Consider the following 15,947-nt stretch of genomic DNA (forward strand, 5'->3'; position numbering starts at 1 on the left):
TTTCATGGCAAATGTAAAGTACTATCCAGAAGACGTGCTCGTGGAAAAAGTCCAGAGCGGAGAATATGGCTGGCTTGACTACATCAACCACCACTCACCTGAATGGCAAGAGGAATACACAGCCTTCTGCAAAGAGAAGGATCTCATTGTCAATGAGGAATCGGCAGAGGAATTTGTCGATTGGAAGGGCGAGCAGATTGAAGCTGGCGAATAATCACACAGTACAGAATCAATAAACAGCATTAGAATATGTCAATCAGATCAAATGCATTACCAGTAGGCAGAGACCTGGCACCAGAGCTTCAGGAGATTCTCAGAAAGAATGGTATGCAAGCACATATCATCAGACAAGGAGAAGGTTATCAATTGGCCGTTCAAGGTCACGATTCCCCTCTGCTGACCTACGCCATCACCGCACAACAGCACAGAGCCTTGGTTGACTGGGGAGCAAACTCAGCCAACAAGCAAGCCTATAACACCGTGGCAGAACTCGTGAAGAATGATTTCTACATGCCACGTGACTTCGTTCATGCCAGAAATGCCAATGGCCGTGTTGCCATGGGACTCCACGGCTACCGCATAGGCGTTGGCGAATACGGCAGACTCCCCTGGAACAAACGACATGCCCACATGATGATGGATCCATATCACGGAAGATTCCTCGGTTGGACTCCACGTTGTCAGGAAGGATTCCACATGCGCAGAGTTGGAGGAGCCATGTTCATGCAGGGTGCTCCAATCGTACCAGAACGTCCTGATGGCAGAATGAAGCCGGGCGAGTTGCAGAATGGCGGTTATGGCTTCTATTATAAAGGTGGTCAGCAAAACATGGTACAGCAACCATCGCAGGATGTGTTGGCAGACCTGCAATCAGTCATTACCCCTGTAGTGGTTCGTCCACGTCCCAAGGAACCAGCCAAACCATACAACGAGCTTATCACCTCGAAGGTCTATTTCAGCAATGACAAATGGCAGGAGTGTCTTTCGTCTCACGGCATCATCGTAGATGCAGCCAACAAGACACTGACCATCCAGTCCACAGCCACCAAGCAGGACTTTGTCTATGATCTCACTGAGGATGAGGTGAAGAAGCTGACCAACAATTCCATCAAGCAAGTCCCAGTCCAGAACCGCATCGACATCATCAACAATGCCATCAGAAACGATTTCCAGGACAAACTGACGATGGATATGCTCAATTCCAAAGAGCAGATCAGCTTGAAGCTCAGACCAGAGATAGAGGCAGAACTCAACAACCGCCAGCAGATGGTGATTGACCAGTCTCTACCATCTAATGGCGACCAGATTACTATCGAGCCAGAAGACCGCAGTGTTGCTCATGTAGATGGCAATAGCCTGTATGAGCAGAACGAAAGCAAGGGATGGTTCCGTGAAGGCAAGCATGGCAGAGAGGTTCAGGTTGATGACATCAAGGTTGAGCCAGTACGTAATGAGCAGGGAGAAATCCAGAAGGATGAGAAAGGCAACGCCAAGTTTCGCATGACGGCCGTCATCAACGGAGAGAGCATCAGCCATGAGATTACCCAAAAGCAGTATGACAAGTTCATGGCTATCGATGACTACCACCGCATGAAACTCTTCTCCCACATCTTCAAGGAGGTGGATATGAAAACCATCCCTGGAGAAGGCAAAAATATCGGGGCTCAGATTGGAGGAGCACTCCTTGCAGGACTTGCCGTGATGAGTGAACTGGGCAGAGACCGTCCTGCACCGGCAGTATTCGTAGAACACCATCATGACCATGCCCATGGGCCACATGTCTATTTCAAGGGCAGCGTAGATTCACCGCAAGACCTTGCTTCACGAGCCTTCGATGCAGGACTCAATGCAGGAGAACATGGTGTAGGCTTAGGTCATGGCAGATAAACAACAATTCACATTCAAAAGATGACAGACGAACAGACATTTGCAGACTACAGAAGCCGTCTTAACATCAAGGACGTATTGGAGGACGCAGGCTACACGTTTTACAAGCGTGATGGCTTGCGCTATCCTGCGTATGTACGCCTGGGCAGCGACGGAAAAAGAATCAGTGGAGACAAGTACATTGTCATGCCCAACAAGAACTGCTGTTTCCAGCCGCCAACCATCAAGCTCTACTCTGTTACCTCCTTCATCTGGGAACATCCAGACCTTTTCAAGGAGTACAAGTATGGCATGAAGGAATCAGCCCTTGTCCATAAGGTCTGCCAACGCCTGCTTAACATCCCGGTAGAACATCGGAGTCAGGACGTGCATAATCCAACTGTCAGCAGCAAGCCATTTGATATCAATGACTACAAGATTGACCGTTTCAATCCCAAAGACTTCGAGTCACAGAAGCCGTTCTACGCCTTCTTCAAGTCAAGAGGAATTGATTTCGCCACCCGTTGTGCCTTCCATCATAGCTTCTTCCTCGCATCGAAAACAGCAAAAGATGGCAGCACCTATAAGAATCTCTCCTTCCCCATGCACATCCCTGGGCAACATGACAAATGTGTAGGCTTAGAGGAAAGAGGGTATCCACGAAAGGACGGTTCTGCCCGAAAAGGCATGGCTACCGGCACCAACGCCAGCGAAGGATTATGGATGGCAAGTCCCAAGAATACGGCACTCCAGGATGCCCGTATCGTACTTGTCTTTGAAAGCGCATACGATGCCATGGCATTTTACCAGCTGCAGATGCGCAAGAAATCAGGATTGGACCAGCGTGGACGGCAGGATCTGAAAGCCGGAGTCTATGTCTCTACTGGAGGTAACCCAAGCTATGGGCAGATACAGGGATTGCTGAAAGCTGCACCCCAAGCCACCTTCCACCTTGGCTTTGACAAGGATGTGGCAGGAAAGCAGTTTGTGGCAAACTTCGAGGATATAGCAAGCAAACAGAGTCCTGTAGCTCCAGGAAATGTACCTGCTGAGATGAGGGAGTTCATGGAAAGCTTCGACAAACAGCCGAGAACCATCAAGGAACTGCTAAGTTTCAATGATGAGAACTACAGCTTACTTCCCCATGAGCTCAAACAGCTCTACCGGGTTTACGATTCTGCAAAAGAAGAGGCATTGGAGTATCACTACTCTCCCTTCTTGTGTAAAGAAGACAAACAGGAAGCTGCTAACAAGATGAACAAAGCATTCAAGGACTTCAAGGATGCACTGCTACAGAAGCTCAACCTGCACGAAGACCAAGACCTCGTTCCCGTGAAGATTATACGGGAAGAGCCATCGGAAGGCTACAAGGACTTCAACGATGAGCTACTTGATAAGAAACAGTTCTCTATGACCGACGTAGTAGAGACCGCATTTGACGAGAACGGTGTGGACTTAACCATTGAACGGCAAGAAGAGAATGAGGAAACCAAACATCATGGATTTAAACGATAATGAATATGGCAGACCCAATCAGACGATACAACATCATCACCCTACGCCCTCATTGGGCGCAGTATATCATCTCGCAAGGGATGTCGTTCATCATCAGCTGTGCCCTTTTCCTTGTTGCCGGTCATGACAGCATCACCCACAAGATGCCTTTCGTGGTACTTGGAGGTGTGATGACCTGCATCATGCTCTATAGATGCTTATATCTCTACAAACTCAGATACATCATCACCTCTGAGCAGCTCATCATCCAGCATGGAGTACTGACCAGAACCAGTGACTACATCGAGCTGTACCGAGTGGTGGATTTCAGCGAGAACCGTGACATTCTGGAACAGTTGTTCGGCTTGAAGACAGTATGGATATTCAGCGGAGACCGCTCCAATCCCAAACTGGACATCTACGGTGTGAAAGAAAGGTTGGACGTGGTGAGAATCATCCGTGAACGTGTAGAATACAACAAAAAGAGAAAAGGCATATATGAAATTACCAACAGATAACAGAAGAAGCAAGGTTGTTGCAGCCATTGCCTTGGCGTTAATGCTGCTGCCTACTATAGCTCATGCTCAGGTTGCCTCCAGCAATCCATTGGAGTATGTTGCCTTGGCTGAGGGAAACGAACTTATCAATGGTCAGATCAAGAACCAGATAGAAGACCAGCAGAAGACTGCATTCCTGCAGAACACCATCGCAGCCGAGTTCTCGCAGATTCACAAATGGGAAAAGAAGTACAACAGCTATCTGAAAACGGCATCGGGTTATGCTTCCACGTTGAAAGCCTGCACCTCGCTCTATGACGACGGTGTGAGAATCTTCATCAACTTGTGCAATCTGAAGAAGGCCATAGCAAGCAACCCACAGGGCATTGTGGCGACAGCGAGCATGAACAATCTCTATATCGAGACGGCCACAGAGCTCGTCACGGTATATACCACTTTAAAGGATGCCATAGCCAAAGGTGGCAATGAGAATATGCTCACTGGTGCAGAACGAAGCAAAACCCTCTGGGAACTGAACGACCGTCTGGCACAGTTCAACAAGAAGCTGTCAAGGCTATGTCTAAGCATCAGATACTACACCATGGCCGATGTCTGGAACAATGTCACGGCAGGAATGCTCGACCGGAGCAATGCCGAAATAGCCAGTCAAGCCCTTGGCAGATGGCGCAGATGCGCCAGAGTTGTAACACCATAAGAAAGATTATTTGAGGATAACATTTATGAAACGTCTCTATGCTCTCATATTACTTCTCTTTTCTCTCATCCTTCCCTTTGATGGGCAGGATGGGAGTTTTCTCCGTGCCCAGGGCAATGACCCTGTTCTGGCAGGTATGATATTCCAATATACCGACAAGGCCAAGAAAGAGTTGAAGCAGCAGGAACAGATGATGCAACTTGTATCTACAGGTCATATATGGATCAAGGAAGAGGTGGAAGGTACAACCAACCTACAGAAGGAGTTCAATAACTATCTTGACCATTTCAACAGCATCATCAGCTATGCAGCTCAGATCTATGGTTTCTATCACGAGATAGACCGACTCGTTGGACAGCTTGGCACCTACAGCCACCAGCTCAGCCATCAGACAACCAATGCTCTTGCCGTGGCTCTGTCCTCCAATCGCAACAAACTCTATCGGGAACTTGTCATGAGCAGTGTCGAGATAGTCAATGACGTTAGGCAGGTATGTCTCTCTAATAACAAGATGACAGAGAAGCAGCGACTGGAGATAGTCTTTGGCATACGACCGAAACTCAAACTGATGAACCAGAAACTCAAACGGTTGATACGGGCAGTGAAGTACACCAGACTGTCAGACGTATGGGCAGAGATAGACTATGGAGCCAGGAGTGAAGTGGACAAACCTACCATTGTACAGCGATGTAAAGAACGATGGCGAAGGAATGCAAGACGTTGAAGTAAAGGTTCAATATAATCAGATAACAAATAACAGTACAATAATTTAGAAATACATAGCATTATGGGTTGGGGTTCATTTTTGAAAGCAACTCTCCGATTGGGAGGAAGGATGACCAGTGCAACTGCACACTCAGTGGGCAGTGCTGTGCTTCATCCTCAGCAGACCTTGAAAGGCGTAGGTTCTGCCACTAAAAGCGCAGTTGTCGGAGGAAGTCTTGGTTACATTGGTTGGGAGAAACTCACCACGGACAAAAGCGTTGTTGGCATAATCAGCGATGCCGTCATAGGAGAAGACACCACCAAGAAGATTGGCGACACCGTATCAGGGATTGGCGATGGCGTGAAAGACTTGAAAGACTCAGTTACAGGACTTTCAGACAACGTAAATGGGGCTATCAGCAGCGTGGATTCCAAGTGGAGCGGTATGTCTGGCTTCCTCAGAGCCATGTTCTCTGGTCATGGCGGTGACATGTTCGGAAACTTCTTCAGCAATATAGGCAAAGGTAACGTTTCAGGTCTCAACCTTGTAGGACTTGTTGTCTCTGCCCTCCTCGTCTTCGGTCGCTTCGGATGGTTAGGCAAGATCGCTGGAGCCGTTCTCGGAATGATGATGATAGGCAATAATGCCAATCTAAGCAGCCTACTTGGTGGCAACAGTGACCGTAAGGCAAGCAACCACAAGGAAGAAGAAAAGCAGCAAGAAACAGAGCAAACCAATACTGTAAGCAGACGAAGATAACAAACACTACAACAAAGTATTATACAATGCACTATACACAAGAAATGATACTACATTCCGACAGTGGCTATTGCATGCCATTCGAGGAAAGAAACGGAGAAGTGACCATGTCCCTGGGCTACGGCAAACAGAAACATCCGCACACTGGAGAGTCATTTTTCCATCATGGAGTTGACTTCAAGGTCAAGAACTACCTGCTGTCTGCAGTAGCTACCGGCAAGGTGACAGGACTGGGCAACGATGCTATTCACGGCATCTACCAGATTACGAGATATGGTGACTATGAAGTGACCTATGCCCACCTGAGCAACGTGTTTGCCAACTACGGCAAAGAGGTAAAGGCAGGGCAAGTCATCGCTGTCAGTGCCGACTCCCTCCATGTAGAAGTCAAATACAAGGGGGAAGAACTCAATCCACTGGAGTTCCTCACCATGATCTATAGCAATCTGAAAGTGATGGAACAGAACGGCAAGCCAGGCGCAGCACCTCAGTTCGTCACTCTTGATATGGATGTTCATACCATGTATGACAAAGACCAGAAGGAGATTGAAGACCTCATGATGCGCTTCTTCCCCGACTACATGAGCGACATGAGTCAAGGCATCTATGCCCTACCAGAGCATACGGAACTGGCACTTCGCAACATCTTCACCATGTCGGCCATGAAGAATTACTTCTATGAAACCCTGCCTTCCATGGCGAATCCATTGGGAATGGGAACAAGAAGCATTCCAATAGCCGAGCGAGTACAGAACCTCCTCATTGGAGATTTCCTCAACTATCTCGCCTTGCGCCATCAGATCTTTCTGTCAAGCATGAGCGCCATCGAAAAAAAAAAGCACAAGACCGGGCAATAGCGACAAGCGGAATAGTTGACCCACTGGCAGAACTGGACATCGATGTTCAAAGCTTTGACATTCCACGCCTGGTGAGCGTCTATCCCGACAAGTCGGGAATCAGATGGTGGACTAAGGCTTGGTTCAACAACAGCGAGAAAGGCGAAGCTGCCATTGAGATAGAAAGAAATCTGGCCATCAAGTTCATCAACGACAACATCGAGAAGGACGAATGGCTGGAGGAATATTTCCCGAAACAGATGGAAGTCTATCACAATGCCATCGAACAGACCAGGGAGCAAATCCTCAACCAATTAAACTTGTAAACATAAAGCTATGGTAGAGTCAAAACAGGATAAAATATTCAATACTAAGGTCATACCGATTATGAATAAAGTTCGGAATGACCTACAGAACAAGCTTGCAGACGAGTTGCGGTCAAACTCCAATTCGTTTGCAGGTCTGATGGCAGCAGCAGCTGGACCTGACGGTGGTATGGCATCCATGCAGGCGCAAAATGACACCCTCAAATACACAGGCAAATGGACATCCAAGACCACGGAAGACTATATTTCGATGGTCAAGAAAGAGTTGAAGCGACAGCATATCACGGTCAATGCCTCCATGGAACAGAAGATGATCGACAAGATGATAAAGGACAAAATACCGAAATCATCCATCGACTACATCATGCGAAAGGCTGCCACCAGTACCATCTTCTATCTACCGCAGGAAGTCGTAAAATCGCCATTGGAGCACAAGATAGACTCAGAGGCAGAGAAGCGGTATAAGCCATCGGTCTGGGAAAAGAACGCTGGTATAGCCCTTGGCTCTGTAACCGACCTTGCCTGTATGGGAGGATTGGGAGGTGGCTTGAAGACTGCTGCCACCTGGATAGGAAGCGACATGCTCGTCACTCATGTTGGTGACAAACTCAATGACCGTTCCGATGTTCCCATGATCATTGCACCGGGAAAGGAGGATGAATACAGACGAACGCAGCAGGAAAAGAAGAAACAAGCGGAGCAAAAACCGCAGAACAAGCCACAATCTGAGGAAGGAGCACGGCAGACTGAACCATCAGAAGAAGGGAACCAATCTGAAGGTGAAGCCAACAATACGCAGCCCGAACAGACTAACATGAACGGTTGGCAAGGGCTTCTCACGTCATTCGGCCTCAACGGTATCAGCGATATAGGCCATAATCTTGGTTATGTATTGGCCATGCTTCCAGATATGCTCGTCGGCATGTTCACCGGTAAGACCAAGTCCATCAATATCAAGGATAACATGATGCCTATTGCAAGCATTGTTGCAGGTATGTTTGTCAAGAACCCGATTCTCAAAATGGTGCTCATAGGCATGGGAGGCATGAATCTTCTCAATAAGGCAGGACATGAAGCCTTGGACAACTTCAAGACACAGGATCATCCGCAACAAGCTGGTGGCAGAGTCAACTATCGCATCTATCCCGAAGAGCCTCTGAATGCACGCATCCAGAATCCGGAGATAAGAGCCAACTGCCTGATCGCAACCATTGACAGAGTGCCATGTACCATAGCCCTTCCAGAAAAAGTTGTGGATGCCTACCGTCAAGGAGCGCTGCCTCTCAACACCCTTGCCAATGCTGTGCTGGCAAAGAATGACCAGATGCGACAGATAGCATCCGAGAAATACGAGGCTGGCGAACGACAGACAGTCATCGAGAGACCACTTGCTCAAAGATAACATAGAACAAAGATGAAAAGATACTGGTATAAATTCCGTGTCAAATACGGCAAAGCCCTTGACACAGGAAAGAACAAAAAAGTCAGTGAAGAATACCTGGTAGATGCCGAGAGCTTCACCGAGACAGAGAAACGTGCCACCAAAGCTGCTACTGAGCTTATCGGAACCAGAGACTTCGACATCACAGCCATCTCACGTGAACCTATCACGGAGATCCTGAAAGAAGATGAGAAAGAAGGCAACCACTGGTACAAGACCGTCGTCTCCCTTGTCACTGAGGATGAAGAAACTGGCGTAAAGAAGTTCTCACCACAGACCATCTACGTCAATGCTCCTTCGACAAAGGAAGCAGACCACATGCTACGTCAGCACATGAGCAGCAGTGTGACAGAGTGGGAAATCAAATCCATAGCCGAGACCAAGGTTCTTGGTGTTCTTGGCTATAAGCAATGATCACAAAAACATCATATCCATGACAGAAAAGAATCAGCAAGAAAAGATGGCTGCAGAACGTCAGGTGGAACTGTTCACCAAGGCGTTCGGGAAAGCCAAGGAAGATAATGGCATTTGGCTGGACAACAACGGTCGCAAGGCTCCTGGACTCTACCAGAAGCATTTGCAGGTATCAGCCTTCAATGCCATCATCTTAGGAATGCACGCCGCACAAAACGGCTACAAGACCAACCAATATACGCTTTTTTCGGAAGCGAAGAAACGTGGTGAGTCTGTTCAATCAAAAGAGAAAGGAGTACCGTTCCTCTGGTACAACTGGAACGAGTATGTCAACAAGCACAACCCTGAGGACAAAATCAGCCGTGCAGACTACCAGGCTCTCCCTTCAGACAAGCAAGCTGACTATAAAGGTATCAGAAGCCGTGAAGTCAGAGCCCTGTTCAATATTGAGCAGACTACCCTACCCATGGTTGACAAGACCGCCTTTGAAGCTACAGTCCAGGAATATGGCAGGTTGAACGACCGAAAGGATGTAGAGTCAGCCTCCACTGCCATTCGCAAAGGTGTAGAAGAGCTTCTGGAAAAAGCACGTGAGAACATGGTCGAAATCCGCAGTGACTCTACCGGTGTAGCACATTACGACAGCAAGAAAGACATTGTCTTCCTGCCCAAAGCATCTTCCTACGAACACTATGAGGATTATGCCCGTGATGCAGTATCGCTACTTGTTACAGCCACTGGCCATGGGCAGCGACTGGCTCGTGAAGGTATGGTAACGAAGAACGGAAAGGTCTCTGCAGAGGATGCCATGAAGCAGGAGCGTCTGGTCACAGAGGTTGCCACCGCCGTAAAACTCCAGGAATTGGGAATCTCAGCCAAGCTCTCCCCGGAAAGCATGGCGATAACTGACTATTGGTCAAGAGAACTGAAAGAGAACCCTTGTCTCATTGATATACTGGAGAGGGATGTCAACAATGCCGTGGATATGCTCCACAAGGCAGAACGTGGCGAAAAGGTTGAATTGAACAGCAAGACAACCAGAAATCAGGCAGATGCCATCAAGAGCATCCTTCCAAAGCACTACTATGTGGCTGACGAGATCAAGACCCTTCCCAACAAGTCCACCAAGGAGTTTGTCCTCGTAAAGGACGCAGAAGGTAAGATGGCTGACGTAGTCCTTCCGGAAGGTGCATCCTTAGGTATGGATAACGACATCCCTGGCATGAAGAAAGGACGTATCGAGCATGCCCTACAGAAGGAAGGATATGAAACTGTCACCTTCTACAATGTTGATGGTTCCATGGGCTACCGTCCTGACGACAGTTTCTTTGACGGTAAGGCAGTCTCTGTTGCCAGACTCAACAACTGGAGCCTGGAGACCATCACCCTGCTCGATGTTTCGGATGCCGTAAAACGCTCAGGAGCCGTGGACTTCGACAAGATCCTGATGCTGCGTGACGATGAAGGAAAGTGGGCACTCTATCTGAAACCTGAGAATGAAAAGGCTTTCAGCGTATATCCAGACAAGGCCGATGTCAACCTGTTCTTCACCACAGTAAAGCAAGGAGACGAGGAGCTTTCAGACACTATGCGTCAGGACATGGCACAGAAATACTACATGGAAGCTTCCAATAAGCCGGAAATGAAGGTTGACCTCTTCAAGAGCAACGTTCCTGCCGAAGAAGTGGACAAAATCCAACGTGTCAACATCTTCAAGACCAAAGAGACGGACAATCAGCCGAGTGTCATCCTCTGTATGCCTACAGTGAATGGTGAAAAGCTCAAACCTCGTGAGATCTCACCATCCCAGTGGCAACGTATGTGGCTCGCCGAGAACATGCAGGATTACAAGAAACACCTTGCTGCCAGTCTTTTTGCCGATGTACTACGCAAAGACCGGACCGATGCGGTAGCTGTAGGCACTGAAAAATCGGAGCAGGAAGCCCAGAGTAATGAGGTAAAGCAGAACACCGCTCAGCAAGAGGAAGAAAAGGCTACGGAGGAACAGAAAGAGGAAACTCCAGAAAAGAAAGAGCAGAAGCAGAAGGAAGAAAAGGCAAAGGAAGAGAAGACGAAGGCTGAGACAAAGGCTGCCGTTGTAGCAATGACTCCGATGTTAAAGCAATTCTACGAGCTAAAAGGTAAACATCCTGATGCTGTGTTACTTTTCCGTTGTGGAGACTTCTACGAGACCTATAGCCAGGATGCAGAGAAAGCTTCAAAAATCCTGGGCATCACACTCACCAAGAGTTCCCATACCAAGGATGCTGACGGTAAGCCTCTGGCCATGGCTGGTTTCCCATATCATGCTCTCGACACCTATCTGCCGAAACTCATCCGTGCAGGAGAACGGGTTGCCATCTGCGACCAGTTGGAAGCCCCCAAACGTGCCACTGAGGAAATTTCTCCCTCCAAGGTAGAGAGTCCTCAGCAGGAACAGAACAATTCATCAGGAATACACAGATAACATGTAATCATCATGTCAAGGAATCAAGAATATGTAGAACAATATGCAGAGTATGCCATGGAGCAGATGCGACGATATGGCATACCTGCTTCTGTCACCCTTGCACAAGGCATCTGCGAGAGTGCAAGCGGACAGAGCGAGTTATCCCGAAAGGGAAACAATCATTTCGGCATCAAGGCTACTTCCGGTTGGGTTCAGAACGGTGGCAAGTACCTCGTATATACCGATGACCGTCCCAACGAGAAGTTCTGTCAATATGCTTCTGTTGGCGACTCATACGAACATCATTCTCAGTTTCTGAAAGGAAACAAGAGATACAGCTCGCTCTTCAAGCTATCCCCTGATGACTACAAGGGATGGACAAACGGACTGCAGAACTCCGGCTATGCCTCCAACAAGAAGTACGCTTCAAGTCTTCAGAGCATCATCGAGAAGAACAACCTGCAGAAGTATGACCAGATGGTCATGAAGGAGATGAAATCGCAAGGCAAATCCTTCGGTACCGAAACCAATCCTCGTCAGCAAGGAGAACAAAGCAGCCAGAAAACGAGTGTTTCAAAGCCTGCGGAGAGTGAAAAGTATTCCTATCCCTTGAAGAGAAACGAGTTTATGCTCGTCACATCACCCTTCGGAATGAGGAAAGATCCGCTCAATCCAGCCAACACGCAAATGCACAAGGGCATCGACATTCAAGCTAAGCATGACAATGTACTGGCTACGGAAGATAAGGGCAAGGTCACTCGGGTCAATAACAATCCGAATACTGCAGGTGGACTGTCTGTAACTGTAGAATACAACAGAAATGACGGCAGCAAGTATCAATGTACCTACATGCACCTGAGCAGCATTGCCGTCAAGGCTGGAGATAACGTCAATGCCGGTCAGCTATTGGGCGTGACTGGCAATACGGGAACCAGAACCACTGGTGAGCATCTGCATTTTGGAGTGAAAAGCATCTCTGCGGATGGCAAGGCACGGGATATAGACCCTGCTGCATATCTTGCTGAAATCTCACAAAAGGGAAACATCCAGTTGCAGACTCTCCACAACGGCAAGGACATCACCGCTCAGTATAAGGTTAGCAATCCTTCTTCACAAGGCGAAGTGACTGACACGGCACAAAGTCCTGAAGACTGGATGAAGAAACTTCTGTCATCAGAGGACAGCGGAGTGAAAATGTCAGGCGATGACCCTGTCATTGAGATGGCTATGACCATGTTCACCTCTCTCATGGCACTTGCCCTGCAGATAGACAACAAGAGCGAAGAAGAGAAAATGCAGACTGTGACCGACTCGGTTGTCAGCAAGAGCATCGACCTCTCCTCGCTCCTTCCCTCTTATAAAGCCTGTTCCGTGAACGTTCAGGATGGTAAGCCTTATCTCCATGTAAATAACGGAACCGTCCAGTTTACAAGAGAAATGACCCAGGCAGAAATGACAAAGCTCCAGCAGACGCTCGGCAATGCCAATCTGAGCGATGAAGACAAGCGAAGAGGTGTTGCCTCTATCATACAGGCTGCAACCGTATCTCAGCAGATGTCACAGAACTACCAGAAAGGCGTTGACAATCAGCAAGACAGACAGGAATCTGTTCAAATCAAATAATGAAGTAAAACAATAAACCAAGTTTATTATGATTAAATGTAATGTAACCGTATGCGGCACGGTATGTCGCCAGGCACAGATGCGTGCCAACAAGGAAGGTAAGCAGTTTATCTCTTTCGGAATCAGCGTAGTGGTTCAAGCCAAGACCGGTATCAACAAGACTGTAGAAATCAGCGTAGCCAAGGATGGTGACAACCAGGCTGAACTGGTCAACTATCCCGTAGGTTCCCGTATCGAGGTGGCAGGAGTTCTCCAATTCCATAAGAAAGGCGATGCGCTTTACCTCAATCTCTCGGCTTCGGGAGTGAATACCTTTAATGCAGGAAGCCAGGACGCAATTACCGGCACCATCGAGTTCCGAGGAACCATCGGCAAGCAGGTTGAAGTGAAGACCGACAAGAAGGGCAAGCCTTATACTCTATTCTCTGCCTACAGCAGCGAGAAGGATGGTGATAACTATGCCTACACTTGGATTCGTTTCATGCAGTTTGACACCACAAAGGCAGACTGGGTACAGGCTAAGGCAGGCATCAACGCCAAGGGTGATTTGCAGGTGGGAGCCTACAACGACCGCCTCGACCTTACTTGCCGTATCAACGAGCTTACTCCATGGGAGAAGAAAGCAGCATCCACCAACCAATAAGGAATGATTATGGCTGATTACAAGAAATATAATACAGATGGCCGTAGCAGTGAAGACCGGGCTTTGGACAAGTTTGCCGAGATGATGATTGAGAAGATCAACACCTTGCAGAACGACTGGAAGAAGCCTTGGTTCACTGAAGGTTCCCTGACATGGCCTAAGAACCTATCTGGGCGTGAGTATAACGGCATGAATGCCCTGATGCTCATGATGCACTGTGAGAAGCAGGGATATAAGTTGCCGGTGTTCTGTACCTTCGACAGAGTTGCCGGTCTGAACTTCAATAAAGACAAGCAAGGAAAAAGACAGCAGGTTAAGGACAACAATGGTGAAGCTTTGCCTCAGGTAACAATCCTCAAAGGCGAGAAGAGTTTCCCGGTTTTCATCACGACTTTCACCGTTGTGAACAAAGAGACAAGGGAGAAAATCAAATACGATGACTACCGCTTGATGTCCGATGAGCGACGCAAGGAGTATAATGTATATCCTAAATTGCAGGTTTACAATGTGTTTAATGTGGCGCAGACCAACTTGCAGGAAGCTCGTCCGGAACTCTACAAAAAGCTGGAGGCAGCTGCAGGAGTAAACCGACCATTGAATCATGGTGATGACTTCTCTTTCCCTGCCATGGATAAGATGATCAAGGAAAACGGATGGATCTGTCCTATCAAGCCTGTCTATGGAGACAATGCCTACTACAGCATTTCGAAGAATGAGATTGTCATTCCAGAGAAACGCCAGTTCAAGGATGGAGAGTCCTTCTACACCAATCTCGGACATGAGATGGCTCACTCTACGGGTTCAGAAAACCATTTGGGCAGATTGAAGCCTGCATCTTTCGGAAGCGCAGAATACGCCCGTGAGGAACTTGTTGCTGAACTGAGTGCAGCCCTGGTAGCCCAGCGTTTCGGTATGACCAAGCACCTAAAGGAAGACAGTGCCAGCTATCTGAAAAACTGGTTGGACAGTTTGAAGGAATCACCTGAGTTTATCAAGACTACGCTTACCGATGTGAAGAAAGCTTCTCACATGATCAACCAGCATATCGATGCCATGCAGCTGAAAATAGACCAGGAGCAAAGTCAAGAGGCTGAGCAGAAGCAAGAGATAGCTCCAACGATGTATTACGCTTCAGTGGCGTATCTCCAGACTACCGATGCTATAGACCGTCTCGACAAGTTCAAAAATGACGGCAACTACGATGCACTCCTTACTGAGGCTAAGGAATACGACCAAGGTGATGCTCCTGACCTCTCCAAAATCAATCTCTCTCCAACTAAATACCGTGGCGATGATCTCCTTGTTGAGGATGAGCATTATGCTGTAGTATATAATCCGACTGTTGGAGGCACATACGATGTGATGCGCAAGGTAAGCGCAGAGGAAATCAAGGATAACATCATCCGCTATGGTCTCCCAGAAGATGCAACGGACGACGTAAAGGAAGTTGCCAAGCAAATGGAAAAAGAAGAAGTTGTTGCTCAGGAAGAAGAGCAACACTACCATCGAGGACGATAATTCATCCCATTCAATTAAAGACAGTCACTTTGTTGGCTGTTTTTTTTGATGCAATAAATATGGGGAATTACTTTTCAAGCAGTATTGTAAGAACAGCATTAAAAACGAATGCACTCTAACCGAATCTATAAAAATGTCACTCAATGTCACCCAAGATGTCCCTCAAATATCCCCCAAGGTTTTAATTAAGAAATTGCTTTAATCAAAACACTTTTGCAAACAGAAGACAACTGTACTAACTATCTGAAATTCTGATAAATAAAGAAAACAATCCTATCAGTATCGTTTGTATTTCTGTTTGCAGTCTCATTTTTAAAACAAAATCTGCAAACAGAAAAAGACAACTGTCAGAGATAAATGTCCCTCAAATGTCACCCAAGATGTCACCCAATAACACGTTTTAGACAGATATGACCAACATATAATGATCTTGACTCAATAGCGTCCGCAGTGCGGACGTAATTCTCTGTAGGGCTTCCTAAATCTTTTCTTGGCTCAGGGGAGATTGTCCATGGATAGACACCTCTCCTTACCAAAATATTTCTCATTCTGATTTACGATTGAATCTCTGAATTCGTTCTTTGACTATTCGTAAATAGGTACGTTTGAGCTTGTCATTCTTTTACCTTTGCACCTGGAAACAAGTTTAAACGAATTGGT

At 47.4% G+C, this 15,947-nt stretch carries 15 protein-coding genes; all 15 read left to right on the plus strand.

Annotated features, from left to right (window positions below):
* Positions 1-4 precede the first annotated feature (4 nt).
* The 15 genes from DW917_RS00850 to DW917_RS00920 all read left to right on the plus strand — a co-directional run bounded on the left by DW917_RS00850 (position 5) and on the right by DW917_RS00920 (position 15,287).
* Entirely contained in the window at positions 5-214 is a 210-nt protein-coding gene (locus tag DW917_RS00850; RefSeq protein ID WP_117695413.1) for a hypothetical protein, read from the plus strand.
* 35 nt (positions 215-249) lie between these two features.
* Positions 250-1,887 carry a hypothetical protein gene (locus tag DW917_RS00855; protein ID WP_118115575.1) on the plus strand — a complete coding sequence of 546 codons (1,638 nt, stop codon included), beginning with the start codon at positions 250-252 and terminating at the stop codon, positions 1,885-1,887.
* Positions 1,888-1,908: 21 nt separating this feature from the next.
* Positions 1,909-3,381: a toprim domain-containing protein gene (locus DW917_RS00860; protein ID WP_118115577.1), complete on the plus strand. Its 1,473-nt coding sequence runs from the start codon at positions 1,909-1,911 to the stop codon at positions 3,379-3,381.
* A gap of 5 nt (positions 3,382-3,386) precedes the next feature.
* Positions 3,387-3,878: a PH domain-containing protein gene (locus tag DW917_RS00865; RefSeq protein WP_118115612.1), complete on the plus strand. Its 492-nt coding sequence runs from the start codon at positions 3,387-3,389 to the stop codon at positions 3,876-3,878.
* A 40-nt stretch (positions 3,879-3,918) separates the two neighbouring features.
* A complete protein-coding gene (locus DW917_RS00870; protein ID WP_370453498.1) occupies positions 3,919-4,572 on the plus strand; it encodes a hypothetical protein in 654 nt (217 codons plus the stop codon).
* A 25-nt stretch (positions 4,573-4,597) separates the two neighbouring features.
* Complete coding sequence (locus DW917_RS00875) at positions 4,598-5,296, plus strand: hypothetical protein (protein ID WP_118115581.1); 699 nt, start codon at positions 4,598-4,600, stop codon at positions 5,294-5,296.
* 63 nt (positions 5,297-5,359) lie between these two features.
* Positions 5,360-6,037: a hypothetical protein gene (locus tag DW917_RS00880; protein ID WP_118115582.1), complete on the plus strand. Its 678-nt coding sequence runs from the start codon at positions 5,360-5,362 to the stop codon at positions 6,035-6,037.
* Positions 6,038-6,063: 26 nt separating this feature from the next.
* Positions 6,064-6,894 (plus strand): M23 family metallopeptidase, encoded by an 831-nt coding sequence (locus DW917_RS00885; protein WP_118115583.1) that lies wholly within the window; start codon positions 6,064-6,066, stop codon positions 6,892-6,894.
* 23 nt (positions 6,895-6,917) lie between these two features.
* Positions 6,918-7,199: a hypothetical protein gene (locus DW917_RS00890; protein ID WP_094880505.1), complete on the plus strand. Its 282-nt coding sequence runs from the start codon at positions 6,918-6,920 to the stop codon at positions 7,197-7,199.
* 10 nt (positions 7,200-7,209) lie between these two features.
* Entirely contained in the window at positions 7,210-8,601 is a 1,392-nt protein-coding gene (locus tag DW917_RS00895) for a hypothetical protein (RefSeq protein WP_118115584.1), read from the plus strand.
* Positions 8,602-8,613: 12 nt separating this feature from the next.
* Positions 8,614-9,054, plus strand: coding sequence for a DUF4494 domain-containing protein (locus DW917_RS00900; RefSeq protein ID WP_117695423.1), 441 nt, complete (start codon positions 8,614-8,616; stop codon positions 9,052-9,054).
* 19 nt (positions 9,055-9,073) lie between these two features.
* Complete coding sequence (locus tag DW917_RS00905) at positions 9,074-11,521, plus strand: zincin-like metallopeptidase domain-containing protein (protein WP_118115585.1); 2,448 nt, start codon at positions 9,074-9,076, stop codon at positions 11,519-11,521.
* Between the two features lie 12 nt (positions 11,522-11,533).
* Entirely contained in the window at positions 11,534-13,126 is a 1,593-nt protein-coding gene (locus DW917_RS00910) for a glucosaminidase domain-containing protein (protein ID WP_118115586.1), read from the plus strand.
* 28 nt (positions 13,127-13,154) lie between these two features.
* Entirely contained in the window at positions 13,155-13,769 is a 615-nt protein-coding gene (locus tag DW917_RS00915; protein ID WP_118115587.1) for a hypothetical protein, read from the plus strand.
* Between the two features lie 9 nt (positions 13,770-13,778).
* Positions 13,779-15,287, plus strand: coding sequence for a zincin-like metallopeptidase domain-containing protein (locus DW917_RS00920; protein ID WP_199545452.1), 1,509 nt, complete (start codon positions 13,779-13,781; stop codon positions 15,285-15,287).
* Positions 15,288-15,947 lie beyond the last annotated feature (660 nt).

It is taken from the genome of Prevotella sp. AM42-24, assembly GCF_003461825.1.
GTDB classification, from domain to species: domain Bacteria; phylum Bacteroidota; class Bacteroidia; order Bacteroidales; family Bacteroidaceae; genus Prevotella; species Prevotella hominis.

What these genes read in the sequence shown, in the direction of transcription:
- DW917_RS00885 (WP_118115583.1), top strand. Translation starts at nt 6,064, where the DNA reads ATGCACTATACACAAGAAATGATACTACATTCCGACAGTGGCTATTGC.
- DW917_RS00865 (WP_118115612.1), top strand. Translation starts at nt 3,387, where the DNA reads ATGGCAGACCCAATCAGACGATACAACATCATCACCCTACGCCCTCAT.
- DW917_RS00895 (WP_118115584.1), top strand. Translation starts at nt 7,210, where the DNA reads ATGGTAGAGTCAAAACAGGATAAAATATTCAATACTAAGGTCATACCG.
- DW917_RS00850 (WP_117695413.1), top strand. Translation starts at nt 5, where the DNA reads ATGGCAAATGTAAAGTACTATCCAGAAGACGTGCTCGTGGAAAAAGTC.
- DW917_RS00875 (WP_118115581.1), top strand. Translation starts at nt 4,598, where the DNA reads ATGAAACGTCTCTATGCTCTCATATTACTTCTCTTTTCTCTCATCCTT.
- DW917_RS00910 (WP_118115586.1), top strand. Translation starts at nt 11,534, where the DNA reads ATGTCAAGGAATCAAGAATATGTAGAACAATATGCAGAGTATGCCATG.
- DW917_RS00920 (WP_199545452.1), top strand. Translation starts at nt 13,779, where the DNA reads ATGGCTGATTACAAGAAATATAATACAGATGGCCGTAGCAGTGAAGAC.
- DW917_RS00870 (WP_370453498.1), top strand. Translation starts at nt 3,919, where the DNA reads ATGCTGCTGCCTACTATAGCTCATGCTCAGGTTGCCTCCAGCAATCCA.
- DW917_RS00855 (WP_118115575.1), top strand. Translation starts at nt 250, where the DNA reads ATGTCAATCAGATCAAATGCATTACCAGTAGGCAGAGACCTGGCACCA.
- DW917_RS00880 (WP_118115582.1), top strand. Translation starts at nt 5,360, where the DNA reads ATGGGTTGGGGTTCATTTTTGAAAGCAACTCTCCGATTGGGAGGAAGG.
- DW917_RS00900 (WP_117695423.1), top strand. Translation starts at nt 8,614, where the DNA reads ATGAAAAGATACTGGTATAAATTCCGTGTCAAATACGGCAAAGCCCTT.
- DW917_RS00860 (WP_118115577.1), top strand. Translation starts at nt 1,909, where the DNA reads ATGACAGACGAACAGACATTTGCAGACTACAGAAGCCGTCTTAACATC.
- DW917_RS00915 (WP_118115587.1), top strand. Translation starts at nt 13,155, where the DNA reads ATGATTAAATGTAATGTAACCGTATGCGGCACGGTATGTCGCCAGGCA.
- DW917_RS00905 (WP_118115585.1), top strand. Translation starts at nt 9,074, where the DNA reads ATGACAGAAAAGAATCAGCAAGAAAAGATGGCTGCAGAACGTCAGGTG.